Raw genomic sequence first — 24113 nt, 5'->3', positions numbered from 1 at the left:
TTTGTATTACATAAAGTTGAAAAAGAAGTTGTTAAAGAATATGTTCAGCTTCAGAGATTGTATTTAGGATATAATCGGGTTTTGCTTTCTCCAGCTCTGTTCTGCTTTGGGCACCGGAAAGCACGGCGATGGTTAGCCCGCATCCTGCATTTTTTCCTTCTTCAATATCAATCACGGAATCACCAGCTTTTAAGACCTTTTTGGGTTCCGTGATATTGAATTTTTTCATAGCCAGATTGATCATCTCCGGACTCGGTCTGCTTTCTGAAACATCATCAGCAGTGATCAGAGCATCAAAATGTACGTTTTCTTTCCACTGCAATTTGTCTAGGAGCTGTTGGGCAATTTCAGCGGTATATCCTGTATTGAGAACCACTTTTTTGTTTTGGGCTTTCATGGCAAGAAGAAAATTTTCTGTACCGTTGATGGGTTTTACATCAAGATCACGGTAAGCTTCCTTTAATTTTTCGGAAAAGTTTTCAAAAATAAAAGGGGCATCATTTCCACTACCCTTAATATCCTTCAAAAGACTTGTGATGGCCTCCAGCTTTTCCATTCCGGCGCAGGTTCTAAGAACTTTTTCCAGGCTCACAGAATAACCGTGGCTGTTGACAGCCTCTGTTAAGGTTTTATACACTACATTGTCCTCATCAATTGTTGTTCCGGCCATATCCAGAACCAGTAATTCTATATTTTTCATTGAATTTTATGCGTAAATTTTTTCTATGTTAAACTTGGAGAATCCTCCGCTTCCGGTCATTCCTTTTCCTCCGATACCCGTTATAATGTGGATATTCGGAGAGGGGCTGTATTCGAAAATATCTTTCGTCTTGCACTGGGAATACACTCCAAACCATCTTCTCTGAATTTCATACGTAGGAAGGTCAATTATTTTTTTTGCTTCATGGATCATGAATTCATCAATTTCCATATTGAGATCATATCCAAGGTCGTCCGCATTTTTAGCATCAGCATACTCATGGGAATCACCAAGAATGATAGAGCCGTCAAGAGCTTGCTTAAAAAGAATATGAACGCCATATTTCTTCTCAAATGAATGAGGATCTTCCAATGATTTGATTTTTTGGAAAGAAGGACATTCACTGAATGATTCATACCTTCTGACGGAAAGTCCGGTAAGAATATTTCCCTGAAGAGAATAAATTCCCTGGGGTTTGGTTTGCAGCATCTGCAGTTTGCTTACTTCCAGGTCGCTTTCATTGAATACTTTAGGGTATAATGTTTTAAATTCATGTCCCCCGCAGATGATAATCCGGGAAGCAGAAAATTCTGTTCCTTCAGCAGTGATCACAGTACATTTCCGGTCATCTTCACCTGTTTCAATAACTGTGGTGTTGTAGAAGATCTCCAGCCCCATTTTTTCCTGTAAAAGCTTGTGAAGGTTTACAATCATATCTGCAGAGTCTACAGAAAGCTCCTGGGGAAAGAACAACCCTCCTTTGCAATAATCCGAGCGTAGGCCGTCAAACTTCTTGATACAGTCATTTTTAGATAATAAAACAGATTCATAATCGTTGTTTCTGTTGATTTCATAGAGTTCTTCAATAAGCTGAAGCTCTTCAGCATCAGAAGCAATGTATACAGAGCCGTTTTGCCTGATAGTAAGGTCTGCCTGAGCATGAAGTTCATTATATATAGCAAGGCTTTCTCTCCCGAAATTCTGCCATTTAAGATCCATTCCGGACGGTACTACCTGTCCAAAGTTTCTTACCGTTGCACCCTGGGGCAGCGCATTTCTTTCCAGTAAAGCTACTTTCAGATTTTTCTTCAGGGCATGATAGGCATGGAATGTTCCTAAGATTCCGCCTCCCACAATGAGTAAATCAAATTTTGTTTTCATTTTACTATAATTTATAAGATTTTCGAAGTATCGAAATTGATGTATTGATTAGAATTAGAATTGGGTTTTGCCTTTTTTTTAAAAGCCAGAAAGGCAATAACCGAAAGAATTAAAACGCTGACCGTAATGATATAATTCAGACTGATATAAAAGCTTAGCCATGAAGTCTGTGCAGAACCGAAATTCTTATACAGTAAGATCAGAACACTTCCCAGATACCCAAAGGAATCTACCATATAGATCAGAAAGCCTACATTGCCCTTAATATCAAATGCGGCAATCATCCTGTCAAAATAAATTCCATTAAAAGGAATATAGCAGATATACATTCCAAATCCGGAGATCGTCATCCATAAAAACGGCGATAATAAATTCTGCTGGAAGAGATAGGTGGAAAGCCCCACCGTTAAAATTCCGGCAAAGAGGATATAGTGATAATAAGCAAAAGCCTTTTTGTTGTTTTTAACCTTTACCATACAGCTTAAAATCAAAAGAACCATGATGGCAATGGGGATTTCTGTCAATGTAAATACAGAACTGTCAAATGTAAAGTGAAGACCGTCCCAGATCTCGCGGTTAAAATTATCTCTGAAATCCCTTAGGACCGTTAAACAGATATAGAGAAAAATTATGCAGACAACAGGGATAAAAAACTGGCGGATAAGTTCTTTCCTTTCTTTTCCGTTAAGAGGCTTTCTTTTACTTTTAAGCTGAATATCTTCTTCAGTAGGTTTCGGAATCTTTTCCAGAAGAATTCCTGAAATAAGCAAAGGGACAATAAAAATCAGCCCGGCAGAAAAAGGCATCCAGAATTCTGAAATAGTAAAAGTATCCATCAAAAACTTTCCTACAGACTTTGTAAACCCCGAAGAAACCACAAAGCTTGAGCACAGAAATAATCCGATAATTTCAGTTGTTTTACGGCCTTCTATGTAGGAAAAAACAATACCCCAGATCATTCCCAGTGGAATACCATTGAGAAACATGAAAAGGATATTATAGGGAGCGGGAATGACCGCGAACCCTAATAATGATAATTCTGCGATGGCAATAAAGGAAAATAAATAATGTAGCCTTTTTACAGGTTTTAATTCGGAAATGAATTTAATTCCAATAAATTTCGAAATGAAATACCCTACAGCCTGTGCAATGATGATCAGGATTTTATAATCTACTCCGAAGTAGGATAGTCCTTCGAAAGAGGCTACGGTAAAAGGTTTTCTGAAACCGTACATGCAGAAGTAAACACCAAAAGCGGCAAAAGCAGCTTTCAGTGTTACCAGTGTTTTTGGATTGATTGTTCTGGCCATTGTTTGGGTTTAGAAGTTCAGTTTTATTCCAAGGTTACATCTTACCCCATAATATTCCACCTGTTCAGGACGGTCTTCATTTTCTCCAAAGTGATAGATCAGGGGTTTATTGAGGATGTTGTTGATATCCGCATACAGACTTAGATGTTTGGTAAACTGGTAAGAACCTCCGAAGTCCAGGCTGCTGTATTTACCATAATAAGAGTCATTAGTATCATCTTCAGCATATTCTACAGCGTACTTTCCTTTATAATTATAAGCAAGTCTTGCATTGAAGCCTTTTTTCTCAAAGAAGAGCTGTATGTTATAAAGTTCTTTGGCCTGGTAAGGAAGTTTTACCTTTCTTCCGCTTGGCTTCTCCATTTCTGAGGTCATAAAAGTGGCATTCACCTGGGCTCCAAAATACTGAAGGAAGCCCGGAAGGAAATCAAACCTCTTGTTGATTCCCAGTTCAATACCTCCCAGCCATGCTGTATTTCCATTGTTTGGGGCTGTAAACTGGACCCCATTGATCCCGTTATAATTTCCAATGAATGAATCCTGGAAAATAGGATCTGTAATGGATTTATAGAAAACACCCCCGCTCAGGATCCCTACATTGGAGAAATAATATTCTCCCATCAGGTCAAAGTTTAATGAATATGTTGGATTAAGGTTGGGATTTCCTCCCTTGAATTCATTATCCGCTTCACTATACGTTCCTCCCGGCGTAAGATCTCCGAAGTTAGGTCTGGAGAAAGTTCTTGTGGCAGCAAAACGAAGATTCGTTTTATCGTTTAATGTATACTTTACATGGATCATGGGAAGAACTGCCAGGTAATTTTTAGTATTTTCAACAGGGGTCAGTACATCATCGATCACGCTATAGCCTTTTACCTTGGTATTGGTGTTGGAAAATCTTATTCCTCCTAAAACTGTAATCTTATCATTCACTTTATAGGTTGCCATTCCAAATGCATCAGCATGTTTCTCCAGAACATCAAAGTTTCTTCCTAACGCTTTATTATATTCTAAAGCCTCGGAATCAGCAGTGTTGATCTTCAGGTTTTTTTGATTGTCAAACCAGAACTGGTTCATTCCTGAGGTAGAAAGTACCGGACCGAAAGTGTTTCCGATGTGTGCGTTCATTTCACTGAGATACTTGGTTCCGTTCGGTTGTGAAGTAATGAATTGGGAATACTCTGATAAAAGAGGAGCCGCTCCGCTGTTCCAGGTGTAAAAAATATCTGAAAACCTTGCATTACGCTCTTTATCCCTGTACTTAAAACCATATTTCAGGGTCAGTTTATCAGAAGCATTAATCTCATGGTTAAAGGCCGCAACAATCTTATCTTTTTCCTGAACAAAGACTTTGTAAAATTCAAGGTCTGTAAATTTCATTTGTGAAGCATCCATTTTAAAATTAGGATCGCTGTAGAAGCCAAATAAGGCATCAGGGTTTTTGTAATCCAATTTTCCGCCATCGGCTTTCCAGTAGGCTCTTGGACCATTCCCATGATCAGAAATATAATCAGGATTGATTCCTACTCCGGATTGGGTATACTTGATGACATAATAAGAATTGTTCTGCTTGTCAGGGATATTCCCATACTTGAACTGATTGTCGTAATAAGAAAGATCCCAGTCGATTTTTCCTTTATTTAACTTATGAATTCCCCCTAATGAAACAGAAGTAAGCTCTGTGATCAGTAAGTTATGGATATTCTGAAGTTCTACTCTTGCCGTATTATTGGTACTGCTGAATTTGTCAAAGCGAACCCTGTGTTTATAATGGGTTTCATCATCAGACAAGGTGCCGTACATTCCTTTTACATAGATGGTATTTTTGGCGGAAAGAACATATTCAAAGGCAGCATTAATTCCGGTTGTCTTCCTTACACCGTTGTAATCGCGAAGCTCCATTCTGAAGACCCCTTCGTCACCACTTCTTCTCGCTTCAAAATTGTCAGTAGACCAGTTTCTGATGAAATGGGCAAAATTGAATAAGTATCCGAATTTTTTATCCTTTGTTCTTCCGCCATACAAAAGGCCGATATTATAAACTCCTTTATCCGCTTTGGCATTATAACCGCTTCCCAATGTTGCTTTAAACTCTGTTTTCATGGGAGGAGTTTTGGTAATGAAATTAACACCACCACCAATTCCATCCGCTTCCATATCCGGGGTAAATGACTTATTGACATGTACATAAGAGATCAGCTCTGTTGGGAAAAAATCAAATGCCGTAGCTCTGGAAGTTGTTTCTTCCTCTGCGGTGGGAAGCCTGTTTCCGTTGATGGTTGTGGAGGCCCAGAAAGGAGGAAGTCCTCTTAATGAAACAAACCTTCCTTCTCCCTGATCTCTTTCGATAGAGACACCCTGTACACGCTGTACGGTTTCTGCAGCATTTCTGTCCGGAAGTTTTCCAATTCCGTCTGATGCAATGACATTGGTGATATTGATGGCATTTTTCTGAAGATTTAAAGCTCTTGCTTCTGTATTTTTCAAAGTACCGGTAACCACAACTTCATCAATATTTTTTCGGGGCTGAGAAAGCATAACGGTTCCTAGATCTACAGTTTGATCAGGCTTTAGCGTAATAATGATATCTGCTGTTTCATATCCTATGTAGGTAATTTGTAAATTGTACTGACCTTCTTTAATATCATTGATCGTAAATTTTCCGTCAATATCAGTCGTTATATTTTTAGATAAACCTTTTATTTTTACAGTGGCGCCGGGAAGGGGCTGGCTGTTATCAAGAACAGTTCCTATAATGAGCTGCTTTTGTGCTGCAACAGAAGTGACAATACAGACAGAAGCAAGGGTTAGTAATTTCTCTAAGTTTGTTCTCATTTTTACATATATTAAATTTTTTATGCAAATCACGCTAATAATTTTAATATATATAAATATTTGATGTTAAGTATTGTTTAATAAATCAAGGCTGTTTGTTACTTTTATTTTACCTTAAAAATATTTGTATAAAAGAATATTTTGATTTAGTCTTTATATTAAACTATTTATTTTAATGTATTTATGAGGTTGCTTTGATGTTTTTATTTAATTTTTAAATGGAATATGAGAAGGGTGTTTTTGATTAACATTACGTTCATTTTATCCAAAATAAGAAAATTAGAAGTTTACAAATAGTAAACTTTTGCTTGTCAACTTTAGAAGTTGAAAGAACAAAACGGAGAACAGGTTAGGGTACAAGCTTATATAACCTCGTAAGAAATGGAGGATGGGAAGTAAAGAGAAAATATTTCCACCTTCACTTCTTTATAATATTAGAAACAGAAGGTAAGGTTTTGTGTTACATGAAGTTGTGAAAATCTATGCAGTATAAAAATAAAGAACCAGCATTACACAGCTTTCATTGCTGATGCTTACGGGTACATGTGGAAACTTTCCGTTAAAATATAAAGAATCGCCTTCTTTTAAAATGATTTCTTCATTATCAATAACATATTTTACTTCACCTTTCAGGACGAATTTGAACTCCCAGGCATCTGTGATCACTTTTTCTCTTTTAGAATTAGGTTCAAGAGTCAGCAATACCGCTTCAAAGCCTAAAGAATGAAGACTTTTACTGAAGATATGCATGTATTTAAAACCTTCAGCTTCCACTTCTTTTTCTATGAGCTGCTGGCTTTCTTTCGGCACGTAAATGAATTTTGCATGGGATTTTTTCTCTACCCCTTCAAAGAAATAGCTTGCATCAATTTCCAAAGACTGGATGAGGTCAAGTAACACCGGAAGAGAAGGTATTGTTCTGCCGTTTTCGATTCTGGAAACAAGGCCATTGCTTACATTGGCTTTGAATGCCAGTTCATTAATGGTTAAATTATTCTTTTTTCTAATATCCTTTAATCGCTTGCCGATACCTATTAAAAAGTCATTCATGCTGTATTCAATTTAACCTAAATTATTTTCGTCATTATATGAAAAACAAAGGTAGTATTATTCTATGTAGGTTGGATAAGGAAGGGTCTCAATTCATTTAAAATTATTATTGAGGGGAGAAGAGCAATTTTGTTCATCCCAAAATTTCCCTATTTTTGTAAAACTCGTTATTTCATTTATGAAAAAAATTATTCTTATCGAAGACGAAACCAGCGTGGTGTCTTTTATTAAAAAGGGACTTCAGGAAAACGGATATGAAATTTCTGTCGCTTTTGACGGGCGTACCGGAGTACAGCTGGTTCAGGCAAATGATTTCGATTTGGTGATTTTAGATATTATGCTTCCGGAAATGAATGGGCTGGATGTCTGTAAGGAGATCCGGAAAACCAATCAGAGCGTTCCTATTCTGTTTTTAACGGCATTGGGAACTTCTGAAAATATTGTGCTGGGGTTAGAAAGCGGAGGGGATGATTACCTGGTAAAGCCGTTTAAATTCATTGAGCTGGTAGCCCGTGTGAAATCTCTGTTAAGAAGAAGCAATAACAATGGGCCGCAGGAAACAGTTGAACCGGAACCGGATAATGAGCATGTTTTTCAGTTTTCTGATCTTATCGTGAACGACTATACAAAAAAAGTAACCCGTGGAGGGGAGGAAATTACGCTTACCTCTACTGAATATAAATTATTAGTCTATTTCCTTACGAATCCCGAAAAGGTGATCTCCAGAGCGGAAATTCTGGATGCAGTATGGGGCGTCAATTATGAGTTGGGAACCAATGTGGTAGATGTCTACGTAAATTACTTAAGGAAGAAACTGGATAGCCAGGATGATAATAAGTTGATTCATACAGTAATAGGAATGGGCTACGTCCTGAAAAAATCGTAATGAATGTTTAATAAAGTGATCACAAATCAGACCAAAACGATGGTGCTTTTAATGCTGGTTTTTACTGTCATTATATTGCTTTTCAGTGGATTGGTTTATTTTTCGATCGTTAATTTTTCACATCAGAGATTTTATGAACTGCTGAAGATCCGTACAGCAACTATTGTGCAGATAGAAAAAAGCAAAGACCATCTTGATCTTCCGGAAAACTATGTCCTCAGTAGCCTGAATGATGAAGAGCTTCCCATGGAAAAAGATTATGTTTTTGCAGTCCCTACAGATTCCAATTTCAAGAAGATATCCCAGGAAGTTCATATTCCATCTTATTTTTTTAAAAATATTATCAAGCAGGGAGAGGCTAATTATAATGATAAGGAATTCTATTATATCGGGCAGACTTTCAGATATGAAGATAAAGACTATATCGCTATTGCTTCTGCCAAGAACCATTATGTGGTCTATTATCTTGGTTTTTTAAAAAGAACACTGCTCACCTGTATTGTGCTTTCTTTGTTCTTCAGTATGATTTTTTCTTTTTATTTATCCAAGACACTGTTCCGGCCGATCTTAAAAATTACGGGAAAAGTAAAAGAAATCAGTTCTGAAAACCTTCACTTAAGATTGGAGTCTCAACCGGATAACAAGGAACTGAATGAACTGGTAGACACTTTCAATGATATGCTCAACCGGATTGAAACCTCTTTTGAGACCCAGAACCATTTGATTGGCAATGTCTCCCATGAACTGAGAACTCCACTTACTTCCATTATGGGAGAGGCGGATGTAGCACTTTCCATCAACAGAACCGCTGAAGAATATAAAGAAACGCTGGAAATCATCCTTGATGAGGCAGAAAAACTGGATAAAAAGATCAAAGCTTTATTAATGATTGCCCAAACCGGGTTTGACGGTAAGATCCAGAAAATGGATAAGGTAAGAATTGACCAGCTGCTGTGGGATGTGATTGAAACGCTAAGAAGAATAGATTCCAGGAATAATATCTATCTCGATATCAGTATGCTTCCTGATAATCCAAAGAAGCTAAAAGTACAGGGGAATGAGCAGCTGCTGCATCTTGCGGTTGCCAATATCATCAGTAATGGCTGTAAATATTCTAATTTCCAGCAGGTAAAAGTCTCTTTAGGAGCCACGGATACAGATGTCTATATCATTGTAAAGGACAATGGAATCGGGATTCCGGAGGTAGAAATGAATAAAATCTACGATCCGTTCTTCAGGGCTTCCAATACCAACAATTATGAAGGCTATGGAATTGGGCTTCCATTGGCGAGAAATATCGTAAGAATGCATCACGGTGAGCTGATTGTAAGCTCGCACGAAAATCAGGGAACTACGGTTCAGATGCGTTTCCCTAATTTCTACAGCACACAGCAGGAGGGCGCTTAATCCCTCAAATTATTCAAAGTATACAGGTTGGATATATAATAGACTGAATATCATTTATTTATGCAAAATTACTGTTTTGTTTTTTCCCCACATTAATTTCTCTTAACAATTTTCTAATCTCATTTTAATCTCTTTAATCACATTTTAATTCCGTTCCAAAGGTCTTCTAATTTGGTCGTTCTAGTTTTGTATCATCAAAAAAGATAAACACAAAACAAAATAAAAGAACATGGCTAAAACAATTTTAATTGCAACGGATTACTCTCTTGAGTCATTAAACATATTGAAAAAAGTGCTAAAAGAGAAAGAAGCTGCGAATGACGAAAACCAATATGATATCCTGCTTACATCAGGATATGATTCCGGAGATTCTATCAGAGATCTTTTATTCAATACCAAAACATCCATTTTCAATAAGATCAGGCCGGCGGAGTTTTGCGATGCTTACGGAATCGTGAAGAATAAATATCCTCATCTGGTCAATAAGATTATTTGTGATGTTTTTACAGGAAGCTTTCAGAGAACATTCAATCAGTACGTGAGCGCAGAGAATATAGAAGAAGCTTATTATTCTTCGTCTATTAAAAGTAAGGGTAAAGGAAAGTTTGATCTTATTCCTTATATCAAGAATTGCAAAGAGCTGAAGTCTCATGAAATTGCCGTTGAGGTTAGAGAAAGGCTTCCGGAAAGAGGAAGGCTTGCAGAGATCTTTGTAGAGGTCTAAAATAAACACAAACTAAAAAAATAAAAAAATGTTAAGAAATTATAGTAACAGCAGGACACTGGGGGATAATATCAGATTGGGGACGCTGACTGCATTTACAGCAGGTACTATAAATATAGCATCCCTATTAATATTTCTCTCTTTTACATCGAATGTAACGGGACATTACGCTGTTTTGGCAGCAGAAATCAGCAAGGCCAACTGGGCACAGGTGGGAGTGGTGGCTGGATGGATCTTTTTGTTCTTCTTCGGAAGCTTTCTATCCAATTTTATTGTCATTAATTTCAATAAAAAAAGCAAATATTTTGCCCATTCCATGCCTATTGTATTGGAGATTATATGTCTTCTCTTCGTAGGTGTATACGGACAGTTTTATTATCAGAAAACTTTGGAAGAAACAGAATATCTGGTAGCATTAATGCTTTTTGCTACAGGTCTTCAGAATGGCTTAACGGCCAGTATATCAAACTTTTCAGTAAAAACAACTCACCTTACCGGAACAACTACCGACCTGGGAATTCTGGTTTCTATGTTTACCCAAAAAAAATATAGAAAAAACGGCGAGCTGATCGGAAGGGCAAAATTACTCTTGAGTATCATGATTGCCTATGTCTTAGGAGCAGTATTCTCGGGGCTTACTTATTATTATCTGGAATTCAGAGTGTTTTATGTGATCAGCCTGTGTCTTTTAATTGTGATAGGATACGATGCTTATAAAATTCATATGAGACATTTTAATACCAAATACAGATACAACAGGATTTATAAAAAACCCAATCTTCTGGCTTATCTGTATGAGAAGATCCACGGAATTCCAGAAAGAGAAAAGAAAAGAAAACTGGCCTTTGAAGACTGAATGTGGAATGATAAATAAATATCACTATTAATTTTTTTTGTATAAACTAGCTGTGAATCAATCCTCTATTTGTGTAAGAACAATAGGGGATTGATCTTTATATAAAACTGCTGTAGTGAATGGTTTGAGGCTCAGTCTGTAAAAAGCTGCATTGTTGAAATGTTGATAATTAAATATTAATTCCCTCTTTTAATGTTTTAATTCCCAATTTCATTGTCTATTTTTGTAAGTTGATTTACGTTTTTTATGTTAGATATTATTCAACTTTTACCGGATCATGTAGCTAACCAGATTGCAGCAGGAGAAGTGGTGCAGAGGCCTGCATCCATTGTGAAGGAGCTTTTGGAGAACGCTATTGATGCAGATGCGTCTAAGGTCGAACTGATTCTCAGGGACGCCGGGAAAAACCTGATTCAAGTAGTGGATGATGGAAAAGGAATGTCTGAAACAGACGCCAGAATGGCATTTGAAAGACATGCTACATCCAAAATCAGGGGAACGGAAGATATCTTTAAAATTGTTACAAAAGGATTTCGGGGTGAAGCGCTGGCTTCCATCGCGGCCGTTTCACAGGTTGAATTGAGAACAAAGCAGAAAAACGCATCCATTGGAACCAATATTTACCTTGAAGGTGGAGTTTTTCAGTTTCAGGACCCGATACAAACGGCGGACGGATCCAATTTTTTAGTGAAGAATCTATTTTATAACGTCCCTGCCAGAAGAAAATTTCTGAAAAATAATAATATTGAATTCAGGCACGTAATCGATGAATTTCAGCGTATTGCATTGGCACATGAAGGTTTGGAGTTTTCGTTGTTTCATGATGATGAACCGGTTTTCAAGCTCAGAAAAGGGAGCCAGATGCAGCGTATTGTAGATATTTTCGGAAGAAAACTGCAGCCCCAGCTTATTCCTATCAAAGAAGATATTATCTGGTGTAAGCTTCATGGGTTTGTAGCAAAACCGGAAGGAGCCAAGAAAAACAGAGGCGAACAGTTTCTTTTTGTGAATGGAAGATATTTCAAGAGTCCGTACTTCAATAAAGCAGTTCAGGAAGCTTTTGAAGGGCTCCTGCTACCGGGATATGTCCCATCATTTTTCCTTTATCTGGAGCTGGACCCTGAAAAAATAGATGTTAATATACATCCACAGAAAACTGAGGTGAAGTTTGAAGATGAGCATCTTATTTTTGCGTTGCTTCGTTCCACGATAAAAAGATCGTTGGGAATTTATAATGTTTCTCCAAGTCTTGATTTTGACAGAGATCCGGATTTAGACGAAATGATGAATAAACCTATTCCCAGTAAAGGAAACGGCGGCGGAGGAATTATAAAAATGCCTGAAATTATTGTTGATAAAGACTATAATCCGTTTTTGGAAGAAAAAAATATTGTACTTCCGGAGGAGATTCAGAATCTTACAGAAATGTACAGCCAGAATATCACAGCAGAACCTTCCAAAATCAATTTATTTGAAGATGAAGATTTTGATGAAGACCTGATGAGGCTTCCCAACGGATACTGGGTGTTCAATAAAGGAGATATGACTCTGATGCTGGATCTTGGAAGAATGCACAGGCTTGTGGTTTCTGAAAACAATAATAAATCTGCATCAAAGAAATCCAATACCAACAGCCATGCCCTCCTGTTTTCCCTGGAGTATCACATGAACGAAATAGAAAAGAATAAATATAATTCTATCAAAAAATATCTTCCGGAACTCGGGTTTGACATGAAAATTGCTCATGAAAGTGTACTGAGAATAGATTCACTTCCCGAAGGACTGAAAGAAACACAGGCTATGAAGTTTCTGGAGAACCTTTTTGAGATCCTGGAGTATAAGACAGAAGAAGAATTTATGCAGTATTATCAGAATCAATGGGCCAAAATGCATTCGAAGTCAAGATTTGACTTCCTTTATAAAAAAGATGCGGAGCAGCTTATTAAAGATTTTACAGCATTAGGATTCCCAGAATTTTTACCGGACGGAAAAAGATGTTTCTATGAAGTTCCGTTTAATGATTTTAAAAACAAATTTTAAAAAATATGTTTAACAATATACCACCGATTACAAGAAATCTTATCATTATTAATGTGATAGTATTTGCTGTGACGTATTTTATGGGAAATCAGGTGATTGGCTATCTTGCCGGCTTTTATCCGTTTTCTCCATTTTTCCATTCATGGCAGATCATTACCCATATGTTTATGCATGGAAGTCTTATGCACATTTTGTTTAATATGTTCACCCTGTATAGTTTCGGACCTATTCTCGAGCAGACATTAGGGGATAAAAAATATTTGATACTATACTTTTTGAGCGGATTAGGTGCTTTTTTTCTCTTTAATTTATGGAATTTTGTAGAAGTTCAGCAGATTTCTAATGAATTACAGCAACTAGGCTTTAATGTAAGCTCATATTTGTCCGGAGCAAATGTAGAATTTGCTGGAAGTGGAGATACTGTTGTCAGACAAAAAGAATTACTGGAAAGCCTGAAGGGTATTGTAGCAACTCCTATGGTGGGGGCTTCTGGTGCAATTTTTGGAGTAGTAGCAGCTTTTGCCGCATTGTATCCTGATTCAAAAATTGGAATAATGTTTATTCCGGTTCCTATGAAAGTGAAGTACCTTATGCCCATTATTATTGTAGTTTCGGTATATCTTGGTGTTTCAGGAAATGGGGGAGGTATTGCCCATTTAGCTCACGTTGGAGGAGCTTTGGTAGGATGGTTATTGGCCAGAAACTGGAGAAAACATTTATACAGATTTAATTAAAGCTGCTTTGTGAAGATTTTTCGACTTATCATCCTGATTCTGCACGTAGGAATTTTGTTCCTTTTATTGGCTTCTTTACTGAATGCCTATGTTCCGCCTAAGATATTTCCATGGTTTAATTTGCTCTCGTTAGGGTTTCCTATCCTGATGATTGCTTATATTCTGATGACTGTTTTTTGGATATTCAGCTGGAAAAAGAGGGCTTTTGTATTCATGCTGATGGGATTGGTTTTTATCAGTCCGATACAAAGGATCATTAATTTTTCTTCTGATAAAAAAGAGAAGGCAGATATTAAAATAGTTTCCTTTAACGTGAAGGGAGGAATTATGGGGAAAGAGGAGATCGGAAAGTATCTAAAATCGCAGGAAGCAGATGTCATACTTTTACAGGAAGGCAGAGGAGGAGATTTTCCACACCTTGAAGATTATAAAAGAGTGAATTTTTCGGGAGTGGGAACGATCCTTACACAACATAAGGTGTTGGATAGTAAAGAACTCGATTTTCCGGAAAAAAGTGAAATTCCCCCGGCAATACAGGCTGATATTGAGATAAAAGGAAAGATATACCGGTTTGTGGATGTTTATCTTCATCCTTTTAAGTTTGAAAGAGAGATGGTGACCCTTAACGGAAATTCTGATGCCAATGAGCAAAAGATGAAGGATATTGTAAAAAGGCTTATTCCTACTTTTAAAATCCATCAAAAACAGGTTGAGCTTATTAAAAATGCTGTTGAAAGCTCACCATATCCTGTGATCCTGGCTGGAGATTTTAATTCGGTTCCCAATTCTTATGAGTATTACCACCTGTCATCCGGACTTGAAGATGCATTTGTGAATGCCGGAAAAGGAAGTGCTACCAGCTTCCATGATTATAAATTTCCTATAAGGATTGATTACATTTTTTCTTCTCCGTCTGTGAAGGCTGTTTCCTATGCAGTGGACCGTTCTGTCAGTTTTTCAGACCATTATCCTGTCATTTCTGAGTTTTCTTCAGGTAGTAAATAATCATAAAAAAAGTTAAATATGGGTGCTTGGTAGGGTTTTTGCTTAAAAAAATACGTACCAAGACCATTTTTTCATGAAGCCGAACCAGATACTGCTATTTATACATATTGTTATTGCTGTTTTATTGCTATGCACGTTGGGAAATGCATGGGTTCCTCCAAATATTTTTGGGAACCTTAATCTTCTTTCTCTGGGTTTCCCATATCTGATGTTCGCGTATATTATTCTTACAGTAGTATGGATTTTTAAGAAGCAAAAAGTGGCAATAGCTTTTGCTTTAGGAATTTTTCTATTCTATAACCCAATAAGAAGATGGGTTAATTTTTCTCCAAAAGTAGAGAATGTAAAGACCATAAGAGATATCAAAGTTTTAACCTTTAATGTAAAATATGGAGATTATGGATGGGATAAAGTGAAAAATTATATTAAAGAGCAAAATGCAGATATTATCCTGGTTCAGGAGAAAGATACCAACCGTGAATTAAGACAGGATCTTGTAAAATATCCTTCGGTTATCCTTAAAACGAAACATAAAATCGTACGTCAGGCTGAAATTATTGAAGAGAAAGCAAGAGGCAATTCTTTCTATGCAGATATAGATATCAATGGAAAAATTGTACGGATTGTCAATGTATACCTGGAACCCTTCCGGCTTCATAAATCAATGTTTACGAAGCTTGATGCTTTTGGTGCCGGAAATATATCCGCTCTTCTATCCCACATGATTCCTACTTTTCAAGCCCATGAAGATCAGGTTAAGAAAATAAGAAAGATAATAGATTTATCTCCTTATCCTGTTATTTTAGCAGGAGATTTTAACTCTGTTCCCAATTCTTATGAATATTATAATTTAGGGAAAGATCTTCAGGATGCCTTTTTGGTGGCGGGAAAAGGAAGTGCAAGTAGCTTTCATGATTATAAGGTACCTTTGCGAATAGATTATATCTTTACTTCAAAATCAATTATTCCTCTAAGCTATAAAGTGGATCAATCTGTGAAATTATCGGATCATTATCCTGTAATTGCAGAATTTCTGCTAAATTAGTTCCATGAAAAATTTAGGGTTTGCTGCTTTTATTTTTATCATTCTGTTCATCGCATGTTCCAAAAAAGAATCTGCGGGCTTTAGTAATGAACAGGAAGTTAAAATACAGTATGATACAACGGCAATAGATTCATTTTCTACGGGTGCTGTTTCTGTAGATATTGCCAGAAAGATAAGAATGTCTTCTCCACAGTATCTGGACTCCGTAAAACAGGTTAAAAAGCTTCAGGAAGAAGAAAAGAAACTTAAAGAAGAGCTGGATAAGGAGGCCAAAAAGAAGCAGGAAGAAGATAAGAAAAAAACAGATGCTGAAAAGAAACAGAAAGTTTCAGAAGCATCATCTGCACCCGATACCAAAACCAAAACCGAATAATAATATCATTTATTTAAAGTATACAATATGAAAAAAAGTATCTTAGCAGCATTAGTGATTTCAGTATTCACAATAGCATGCACAAAATCGACAAAGAAAACTGAACAGGTAGAAAATCCTGACGGATCAGTTACCACCACTACAACTACCACCACAGAGACCCCTTCTGATATTGTTGACAGTTCAAAAGTCAATAAGACAAAAGAAGACATTAAAACAAAGGTGGATGAAGCTGGAAATAAGATTGATAACGCAGCTCAGAAAGCGAAAGATAAGATTGATGCAACAGCTGACAAGACCAAACAGGACCTTAATAAGGTAGGAAAGGATATAAAAAGCGGGGTGCAGGAAGCAGGAAAAGATGCAAAAGATGCCGCAAGACAAGGAGCCTCAAAAGTTGAAGACGCTGCCAAAAAAGTAAAAGAAGATTTAAGTAAATAATAAAAACCGCAGGAAACTGCGGTTTTTTTATGCTGAGTCTTGTGTCCTGAAAAAAAATCTACTTATTAAGTTCCAGTAACGGATCTATATATTCTCTGTCATTGCTCAGTCTTGGTACTTTATTCTGTCCTCCAAGCTTTCCTTTAGATTCCAGCCAGTGATAAAATAAGTTGTGCTTGGCAATGTGAACTACCGGTCTTTTCAGGGTTATATTGTTGTATCTTTTAGCCTCATAATCCGAATTGATGGTCTTCAGATGCTGATCAAAAGCATCAATAAACAGGTCTAAGTTATCGGGATAGTGGCTGAACTCAAAGATCCATTCATGAGCGCCGCTTTCATTTTCTTTCATGAAAACAGGAGCGCCTGTAAAATCGGTAACCTGAGCGCCTGTAGCTTCACAGGCCTTCGAAAGCGCAGATTCCACATTCGTAATCATCAGTTCTTCGCCAAACGCATTGATATAATGTTTCGTTCGTCCCGTTATTTTTATTCTGAAAGGATTAACAGAAGTGAAGACTACCGTATCGCCAATCAAATATCTCCATAATCCACCATTGGTTGTAATCACCATAGCATAGTTTTTACCAATTTCAACATCTTCCAGGTTCACTACTTTCGGATTGGAAAAATGGAATTGGTCCATTGGAATAAACTCATAAAAAATGCCATAATCAAGCATAAGAAGCATTTCATCACTATCGGATCTGTCCTGGATACCAAAGAAGCCTTCAGAAGCATTGTAAATTTCGTAGTAATTGATGTTTTTTCCGATGATATTGCGGTATTGCTCCCGATAGGGCTTGAAACTGATTCCGCCGTGAAAAAACACCTCCAAATTAGGCCATAGTTCCGAGATACTGCCGACCTCCGTTTCCTTCAATACTCTCTGCAGAAGAACCATCATCCAGCTCGGTACTCCAAGAATGCTGCCTACATCTTCATTTTTCACTTCTGAGGTAATGGCTTTTAATTTACTTTCCCATTCAGACATCAGAGAAACTTTCTTACTTGGGGTGGTTGTAATTTCAACCCAAAAAGGAAGATTGTCAATAAGAATGGCAGACAGATCCCCAAACTTGGTGTTAAAATCAGCATAGAGCTCTGAGCTTCCCCCCAAACGAAGGTTTTTATTGGTGAAAAGCTGGTTTTCAGGATGGTTGTTTGCGTAAATAGAAACCATATCTTTTCCTGCTTTCATATGGCAGTACTCAAGACTTTCCGCTGAAATAGGAATAAATTTACTCTTGGCGTTGGTGGTTCCTGAGGACTTGGCAAAATGTTTAATAAGGCCTGGCCAGCTTACGTCTTTATATCCCTGTCTTGCTTTTTCAATATAAGGTTCAAAATCTTCGTAGGTGACAATCGGAACTTTATTCTTAAAGTCCTGATAACTCGAAATAGAATTGAATCCATGTAGTTTACCGTATTCCGTATCTTCTGCATGAAACAGTTGGGAAAATAATATGCCCTTCTGTGTTTCAATGGGATGATCCATGAAATTTTGTATCTGATCTATCCTTTGACGGATAAACCAGTTGACTACAGTATTAAAAAGTGCCTTGGTTGCCATTCCAACAAATATAATAATATTTGATTTTTCAGAGAATTTTTTATGATGTTAAATAAAAAAACCGTTACATATTTTGTAACGGTTTGCTTTTTAGCTTATTTGTTTCTTAGCAATACTCATCATAAGCAGCCTGAAGGTTAGCGGCAATAGCCCCTGCAGGGTTCCCTTCGATGTGGTGTCTTTCCAGCATATGAACTAATTCTCCGTCTTTGAAAAGAGCAACACAAGGAGAGCTTGGAGGAAACGGAGCAAGGTGTTTTCTTGCTTCTGCTACAGCTTCAGTATCAAATCCCGCAAAAACAGTTGTTAAGTGGTCGGGCTTTTTATCTCCTGTCAAAGAGTATACCACGCCAGGTCTTGCTGCTCCTGCAGCACATCCACATACTGAATTGATTACCAATAGTGTAGTTCCCGATTGCTTTAAAGCTTCTTCTACTTGAGAAGGAGAAGTTAAATCCTGGAAACCTTTATCTGTAAGTTCAGCCTTCATAGGCATTACTAAATCTGTTGGATACATATATTTTGTTTTTTATCGCTACAAAGTTAAACAATTCTTTACGTTTGATCAATATATAATAACTATCGCTGGATTAGTCATATAAAATTAATGTAATATTAATATTTTAACAATATTTAAAAATAATTGAATTTAAAATAGGAATAATAAAATATATTTATTAAATTTGAAATGATTCTGAAAAAACAAACGACCATGAAAAAAACAATTGCAGCTTTCCCTCAGGCTAACAAATTATTTAACTCGGCATAAACCGCAGTTAAATATTCTTTTTTTCAGTTTAATTTGAACTGAATAATAAACTTAAATATCCAAAAATGAATCCCGGGACTTTACAGTCCCGGGATTCTTTAATCAAATCGATATGCAAAGGTTGAATATCCTTTAGTTGTGAGAAAACGTTTGCGAGATCGGGATAAACCGAAACCCGAAACCGATCCCGTTATGAAAGAAGCTTTTTAACCATCTCGGAAATACTTTTTCCGTCAGATTTTCCGGCTAATGCTTTTGAAGCAGTTCCCATTACCTTTCCTAAATCCTTAATAGACTCGGCTCCGGTTTCAGAAATAATAGTTTTAATTTCTGCTTCTAATTCTTCAGGAGAAAGTTGTTTAGGTAAAAATTTCTCTATGACCTTCATCTGTGCTTCCTCTACTTCTGCCAGATCCTGTCTGTTCTGAGCAGTAAACTGTTCAAAAGAATCTTTACGCTGTTTGATCATTCTCTGAAGAATCGCAATTTCCTGTTCTGCAGAAACTTCAGCACCTCTGGCTTCAGTTTTCAGAAGAAGAATTTGAGATTTTACAGCACGGAGAGAATCCAAAGCGACTCTGTCTTTCTCTCTCATAGCTGTTTTTATAGCTTCGCTAATTATATTTTCTAAACTCATGGTTTCAAATTTAACAATGTATCAATGTAACAGTTTACCAATAATTGATAGCGGTAAAGATTGTTACATTGGTACACTTCTATATTGTTATATTATTTAGTCTACGTCTTTATTTAAAAACCTGTTTTCTTTAATCTGCATAGAGCCATTGTTATCAGACAGGTATGTATTGATATTCTGGTCTGATGCATTGGTTCCGTCAATAGAAATATTTTTTCTTTTGAAAGCTGGAATAGATTCAAATTCACTGGTGCTGTCAAAACTTTGATAACGGGAATTGAATTCTTTTAATTTATTTCTTCTTTCAAAAACTCTTTCCTGATCTACAGCTTTATTCACGAAAGTGAATTCTGATTCTTCAGATTTTGGAGTTTCAATTTCTGCCTTGCTTTCAAATGCAGGCTTTGTTTCTGCTTTGGTTTCTTCTTTCTGGAAGAACGTTTCAATTTTCTGTGCAGGCTCAGCTACAGCACTGGCAGGTGCGTTAAATTCCGCTTTAGGCTGTCCAAAATCTGTCTTCGGCTCCGTTCTGTTGGATTCATTGACAAAGAAATTGAACTCAACAGGTTTTTCCTCTGAAAAAGAATTGTTAAACGTACTTCCAGACTGAGGCTCTTCTTTTTTATTTTCAAAATCAAAAGAGAAAGACTGGATTTCCAAATCGTTTGGATCTTCATTCTCGTCATCAATTGAAAATAAGCTGAAGCCATCCTGATCATTTTCCTCTTCATTTCTCCAGTTTTGCTCAGGAGTGTTCAGCGTTTCTTGCTGTCTGTCAGTAAATTTTATCTCTGTTTTAATTTCCTCTTCTTCAATAATCATTTTTTTTTCAATAGATGTAGCCCCGAACTGTGGAGTATCATGGTCTTCATCATCTAATCTAAAAAGATTTTTTCTGCTGAAATCATGAGACGCTTCTGGAGCAGATTCTCTTTCTTCTCTTGTTTTAAAAGGAGAAGATTTTTGAGATTCATAATTGTCATTAAGACTGATTCTGATCTTTTCTGTAGGACCTGCAAATTTCTTGTTGTCATTAGAAAACCCTGTAGCAATCACAAGAACACTTACAGCATCGCCTAATTCTTCGTCAGCACCCACCCCAAAGATGATATCAGCTGTGTTTCCGGCTTCTTTCTGGATATGGTCCATAATGATTCCTATTTCATCCATGGTAACTTCTTCTGCACCACTTCTGATCAGCAATAATACATTTTTGGCACCGGTAATCTTATTGTCATTTAATAACGGAGAATCAAGGGCTTTTCTTACCGCTTCTTCAGCTTTGTTTTCACCTGAAGCTGTACCCGTAGACATAAGAGCCGTACCGGAGTTTTGAAGCACTGATTTAGCATCTCTAAAGTCAATGTTTACATCAAAATAACCGGTAATAACTTCTGCCATTCCTTTTGCGGCATTGGCTAACACTTCATCAGCTTTTGAGAACCCCTGTTTGAATCCAAGGTTTCCGAACTGCTGTCTTAGTTTATCATTGTTGATCACAATTAATGAGTCAACGTTATTTTTTAATTTGTCAAGACCGTTTTCAGCCTGGTCCAGCCTTCTTTTTCCTTCAAAGCTAAAAGGAACCGTAACGATACCTACCGTAAGAATCCCCATATCTTTTGCTACTTTAGCAATGACAGGAGCTGCCCCGGTACCTGTACCACCGCCCATTCCGGCAGTAATAAACACCATTTTAGTGTTCTGTCCCATAGCTGCTTTGATGTCTTCAATACTTTCTATTGCAGACTTTTCTCCAACCTCAGGGTCAGCACCGGCTCCGAGACCTTCTGTAATGGTAGTTCCTAGCTGAACTTTATTAGCAACAGGGTTATTATCTAGAGTTTGAGCATCCGTATTACAGACCACGAAATCTACCCCGTGAATTCCTTTTTCGTACATGTGTTTCAGGGCGTTGTTTCCTCCGCCTCCTACACCGATTACTTTTATGATCGATGAATTTCCTTTTGGTAAATCAAATGAAAATCCTTGTGTACCTATATTTTCCATAACTATTTTTTTTACAATTGATGAATGATGAGTGATGGTTGATAAATCATTTATCATTATCATCTATCATTGATAACTTATTCTACTTCTTCAAAGAATTTTTTTACTTTTTCCATAAGCGACTGTCCAAAAGTCAGTTTTGCCCTTCTGTTTTCCCGCTGTTCGTTGGCTACAGCCTGCTCCTGAATGCTTGCTGCCTGAGGCTGAACCTGTTGAACAGTTTCTGCCTGGGGAGCTGCTTTTTCAGCCTGAGGCTGTTCATGGGCAACTTCTTCCATTTCGTCAGCGGTCTGTTTTTTATCCCTGATTTTTAAACTTTCCATCAATAACCCGATAGAAGTAGCAAATTCAGGGCCTTTCAGATACTGATTTTTATCGTTCGCAATATATTCATTGGCAAAACCGATTCTGCTGTCGAAACCTGTGGTATAATTGGCAAGCTGACGAAGGTGTTTCAAATTGGAACCACCACCTGTAAGAACAATTCCGGCAATCAGCTTTTTCTTTTGTTCAAAAGCACCATAAGCCTTCAGCTCTGTGTTTACCATTTCCAGGACTTCTTCCACTCTTGCATTGATAATCTGTGCCAAAGTTTTTAAAGAAATTTCTTTATCCGGTCTTCCGTGAAGCCCGGGAATAGTTACAAAAGTACTGTCTTTTTCCAATTCGGGAACAGCCGAACCGAATTTTACTTTCAGTTGTTCTGCATGTTTTTCAATAATTGAACAGCCTTCTTTGATATCTTCTGTAATAATTCCGCCTCCGTAAGGAATAACACATGTATGGCGAATGATATTATCTTTAAAAATAGCAATATCGGTAGTACCACCACCAATGTCAACAATGGCTACACCAGCTTCTTTTTCTTCTTTGGTAAGAACAGCTTCTGACGATGCTAGTGGCTCCAAAGTAAGGGCTTCCATTTCCAGCCCGGCTTCACGGACGCATCTTGCAATATTTCGGATGCTTCCCATCTGACCTACTACAACATGGAAGTTCGCTTCTAAACGTTTTCCGTGCATACCGACAGGTTCCTGAATTTCACCTTCGGAATCCACTTTATATTCTTGAGGAAGTACATGGATTATTTCTTCTCCAGGAAGCATTACCAGCTTCTTGACCTGATCTTTTAATGCTTCAATGTCATCATCTGTAATAAATTTATCCGGATGTTCACGCATAATATAATCGGAGTGCTGCAGAGAACGTATGTGTTTTCCTGCAATACCTACCGTTACTTTACGGATAGGCACCCCTGCACTGGATTGTGCTTCGGATACTGCAGCCTTGATTGAATTAATGGTTTGTGAAATATTATTCACAATTCCTTTATGAACACCAAGACTTTTAGCTTTTCCTACACCGAGAACTTCTATTTTCCCATGTGCATTCCGTCTTCCGACAATCGCAACAATCTTTGTTGTTCCGATGTCCAGACCTACTGAATACTCTTGATTTTCCATTTTTATATCGATTTGATTTTTTCTACTTTTTTCCATTATAGGATATCTCCTATTTTGTGTTAAAATGTCTTTTGGGGGACTTTTATTCTATTTTCACCTTTGATTTGGGCTTAGGCTTGGACGGTACCGGAGCCTGTGTTTTTTTCTCTGTTTTTTTCTTTTCTTTTGCCTGTGTTTTAGGTTTTGTGCTTTCCTTTGGTTTTGTTGAGCTTGTTTTTTTTAGTTCAGCTATTTTGGGTTTAGCGTCCGTTTTTTTAGCGATAGCCGTTAGCGACGGTGCTTTTGCCAGTTCAAGTTTTCCTGCTTTCAGAAGACTGTCGTTTTCTTTGAAATAAGGATTTAAAGTGGTCACAATCTGGTTCTGGTATTTTACAGAAACCATGCTGTATTTTTGAGGGTCCTGATATACCAGGTATTTTTCCACAAAAGTTTTAAATCCTTTTACTTTAAAATCTATATTATCTAAATCACCAATTTCCACTCTATAATTCCCCTCACTTGTCAGGAGATTATAGCTGTCCTTATATTTTGAAATTCCAATAAAATACTTCTTACTGAAATCATCTTTATCAATTTTTTCCACCAGCTCTGCCAGTTTTTCATATTCATCGGGCTGAATATTACCTGTTACCAGCATGCAGGGATGAGAATAGGTTCTTGAAATAGGAAACTCGATTCCTTTTTCATCTACATAAAAGTCTTTTCCATCTTTATTTAGCCTGAAGACAGGAACTCTCTGCTTGATATCCAGATTAAGCTTCCCATTTAAGTTTAAATAAACATTGGCGCTGTCTACGGCTGGCAGAGCATTGATCTTTTTTTCCAGTGAAGGAATATTAAGTTCACCTACCTTTCCCGATGGGTTTTCTTTTTTTACAATCTCCCGGATATCTTTTTCGTCAACAAAGTAAACCGGAGTTTTTTCACTCATTTTTACAGAAATTTTACTGTCGGTAATCTGCTGATTTCCGAATCTCTTCAATGAGAAACTCAGTAACAACCCAAGGATGATTACGGTGACAACAATTTTTAATATTCTGTACTTATTTTTCATATTTTATGTACAATGTAAAAAGTACAATGTACTTACGTAT

Annotated in this window: 21 protein-coding genes; 10 read left to right on the top strand and 11 right to left on the bottom strand. The window is 37.1% G+C overall.

The genetic code is table 11. The features are described from left to right. Positions 1-31: 31 nt before the first annotated feature. From LQV47_RS01455 to LQV47_RS01435, 5 genes are all read right to left on the bottom strand, one after another. The gene (locus LQV47_RS01455) at positions 32-700 is read right to left on the bottom strand and encodes an HAD-IA family hydrolase (RefSeq protein ID WP_230032999.1); all 669 of its coding nucleotides are present in this window, start codon (positions 698-700) and stop codon (positions 32-34) included. A gap of 6 nt (positions 701-706) precedes the next feature. Then, positions 707-1861: a TIGR03364 family FAD-dependent oxidoreductase gene (locus tag LQV47_RS01450; RefSeq protein WP_230032998.1), complete on the bottom strand. Its 1155-nt coding sequence runs from the start codon at positions 1859-1861 to the stop codon at positions 707-709. Positions 1862-1872: 11 nt separating this feature from the next. Further along, a complete protein-coding gene (locus LQV47_RS01445) occupies positions 1873-3171 on the bottom strand; it encodes a DUF5690 family protein (protein ID WP_230032996.1) in 1299 nt (432 codons plus the stop codon). A gap of 9 nt (positions 3172-3180) precedes the next feature. Next, positions 3181-6006 (bottom strand): TonB-dependent receptor, encoded by a 2826-nt coding sequence (locus LQV47_RS01440; protein WP_230032994.1) that lies wholly within the window; start codon positions 6004-6006, stop codon positions 3181-3183. 480 nt (positions 6007-6486) lie between these two features. Continuing rightward, positions 6487-7056 (bottom strand): XRE family transcriptional regulator, encoded by a 570-nt coding sequence (locus LQV47_RS01435; RefSeq protein WP_047489807.1) that lies wholly within the window; start codon positions 7054-7056, stop codon positions 6487-6489. Between the two features lie 178 nt (positions 7057-7234). Here LQV47_RS01435 and LQV47_RS01430 point away from each other — a divergent pair, with 178 nt between their 5' ends. The 10 genes from LQV47_RS01430 to LQV47_RS01385 all read left to right on the top strand — a co-directional run bounded on the left by LQV47_RS01430 (position 7235) and on the right by LQV47_RS01385 (position 16567). After that, positions 7235-7942: a response regulator transcription factor gene (locus LQV47_RS01430; protein WP_230032992.1), complete on the top strand. Its 708-nt coding sequence runs from the start codon at positions 7235-7237 to the stop codon at positions 7940-7942. Positions 7943-7945: 3 nt separating this feature from the next. Continuing rightward, complete coding sequence (locus LQV47_RS01425) at positions 7946-9349, top strand: HAMP domain-containing sensor histidine kinase (protein ID WP_230032990.1); 1404 nt, start codon at positions 7946-7948, stop codon at positions 9347-9349. Positions 9350-9578: 229 nt separating this feature from the next. Then, positions 9579-10073: a hypothetical protein gene (locus LQV47_RS01420; RefSeq protein ID WP_230032988.1), complete on the top strand. Its 495-nt coding sequence runs from the start codon at positions 9579-9581 to the stop codon at positions 10071-10073. A gap of 28 nt (positions 10074-10101) precedes the next feature. Next, positions 10102-10929, top strand: coding sequence for a YoaK family protein (locus tag LQV47_RS01415; RefSeq protein ID WP_230032986.1), 828 nt, complete (start codon positions 10102-10104; stop codon positions 10927-10929). Between the two features lie 246 nt (positions 10930-11175). Next, entirely contained in the window at positions 11176-12969 is a 1794-nt protein-coding gene (gene mutL / locus LQV47_RS01410; protein ID WP_230032984.1) for a DNA mismatch repair endonuclease MutL, read from the top strand. A gap of 5 nt (positions 12970-12974) precedes the next feature. Continuing rightward, positions 12975-13703: a rhomboid family intramembrane serine protease gene (locus LQV47_RS01405; RefSeq protein WP_230032982.1), complete on the top strand. Its 729-nt coding sequence runs from the start codon at positions 12975-12977 to the stop codon at positions 13701-13703. A gap of 9 nt (positions 13704-13712) precedes the next feature. After that, a complete protein-coding gene (locus LQV47_RS01400) occupies positions 13713-14708 on the top strand; it encodes an endonuclease/exonuclease/phosphatase family protein (RefSeq protein ID WP_230032980.1) in 996 nt (331 codons plus the stop codon). A gap of 73 nt (positions 14709-14781) precedes the next feature. After that, complete coding sequence (locus tag LQV47_RS01395; protein ID WP_230032978.1) at positions 14782-15753, top strand: endonuclease/exonuclease/phosphatase family protein; 972 nt, start codon at positions 14782-14784, stop codon at positions 15751-15753. Positions 15754-15757: 4 nt separating this feature from the next. Next, the gene (locus LQV47_RS01390; protein ID WP_230032977.1) at positions 15758-16126 is read left to right on the top strand and encodes a hypothetical protein; all 369 of its coding nucleotides are present in this window, start codon (positions 15758-15760) and stop codon (positions 16124-16126) included. Positions 16127-16153: 27 nt separating this feature from the next. Then, a complete protein-coding gene (locus tag LQV47_RS01385; RefSeq protein WP_230032976.1) occupies positions 16154-16567 on the top strand; it encodes a hypothetical protein in 414 nt (137 codons plus the stop codon). Between the two features lie 58 nt (positions 16568-16625). On the opposite strand, the gene LQV47_RS01380 is transcribed toward LQV47_RS01385, so the two are convergent. The 6 genes from LQV47_RS01380 to LQV47_RS01355 form a co-directional block, all read right to left on the bottom strand. After that, positions 16626-18140, bottom strand: coding sequence for a GH3 auxin-responsive promoter family protein (locus tag LQV47_RS01380; RefSeq protein ID WP_230032975.1), 1515 nt, complete (start codon positions 18138-18140; stop codon positions 16626-16628). 106 nt (positions 18141-18246) lie between these two features. Beyond that, positions 18247-18657, bottom strand: a complete 411-nt coding sequence (locus LQV47_RS01375; protein ID WP_230032974.1) for a BrxA/BrxB family bacilliredoxin — start codon at positions 18655-18657, stop codon at positions 18247-18249. A gap of 442 nt (positions 18658-19099) precedes the next feature. Then, positions 19100-19546, bottom strand: a complete 447-nt coding sequence (locus LQV47_RS01370; RefSeq protein ID WP_230032973.1) for a GatB/YqeY domain-containing protein — start codon at positions 19544-19546, stop codon at positions 19100-19102. Between the two features lie 96 nt (positions 19547-19642). Next, positions 19643-21556, bottom strand: coding sequence for a cell division protein FtsZ (gene ftsZ, locus LQV47_RS01365; RefSeq protein WP_230032972.1), 1914 nt, complete (start codon positions 21554-21556; stop codon positions 19643-19645). Positions 21557-21633: 77 nt separating this feature from the next. Further along, on the bottom strand, positions 21634-23019 hold the full coding sequence (gene ftsA / locus LQV47_RS01360; protein WP_230032971.1) for a cell division protein FtsA: 1386 nt from the start codon (positions 23017-23019) through the stop codon (positions 21634-21636). An 82-nt stretch (positions 23020-23101) separates the two neighbouring features. Beyond that, positions 23102-24073 carry a cell division protein FtsQ gene (locus LQV47_RS01355; RefSeq protein ID WP_230032969.1) on the bottom strand — a complete coding sequence of 324 codons (972 nt, stop codon included), beginning with the start codon at positions 24071-24073 and terminating at the stop codon, positions 23102-23104. Positions 24074-24113 lie beyond the last annotated feature (40 nt).

This window comes from Chryseobacterium sp. Bi04 (genome assembly GCF_918698085.1).
Lineage (GTDB): Bacteria > Bacteroidota > Bacteroidia > Flavobacteriales > Weeksellaceae > Chryseobacterium.
Note: the sequence above shows the minus strand (reverse complement) of the source record. Positions and strands in the feature narration are given on the sequence as shown.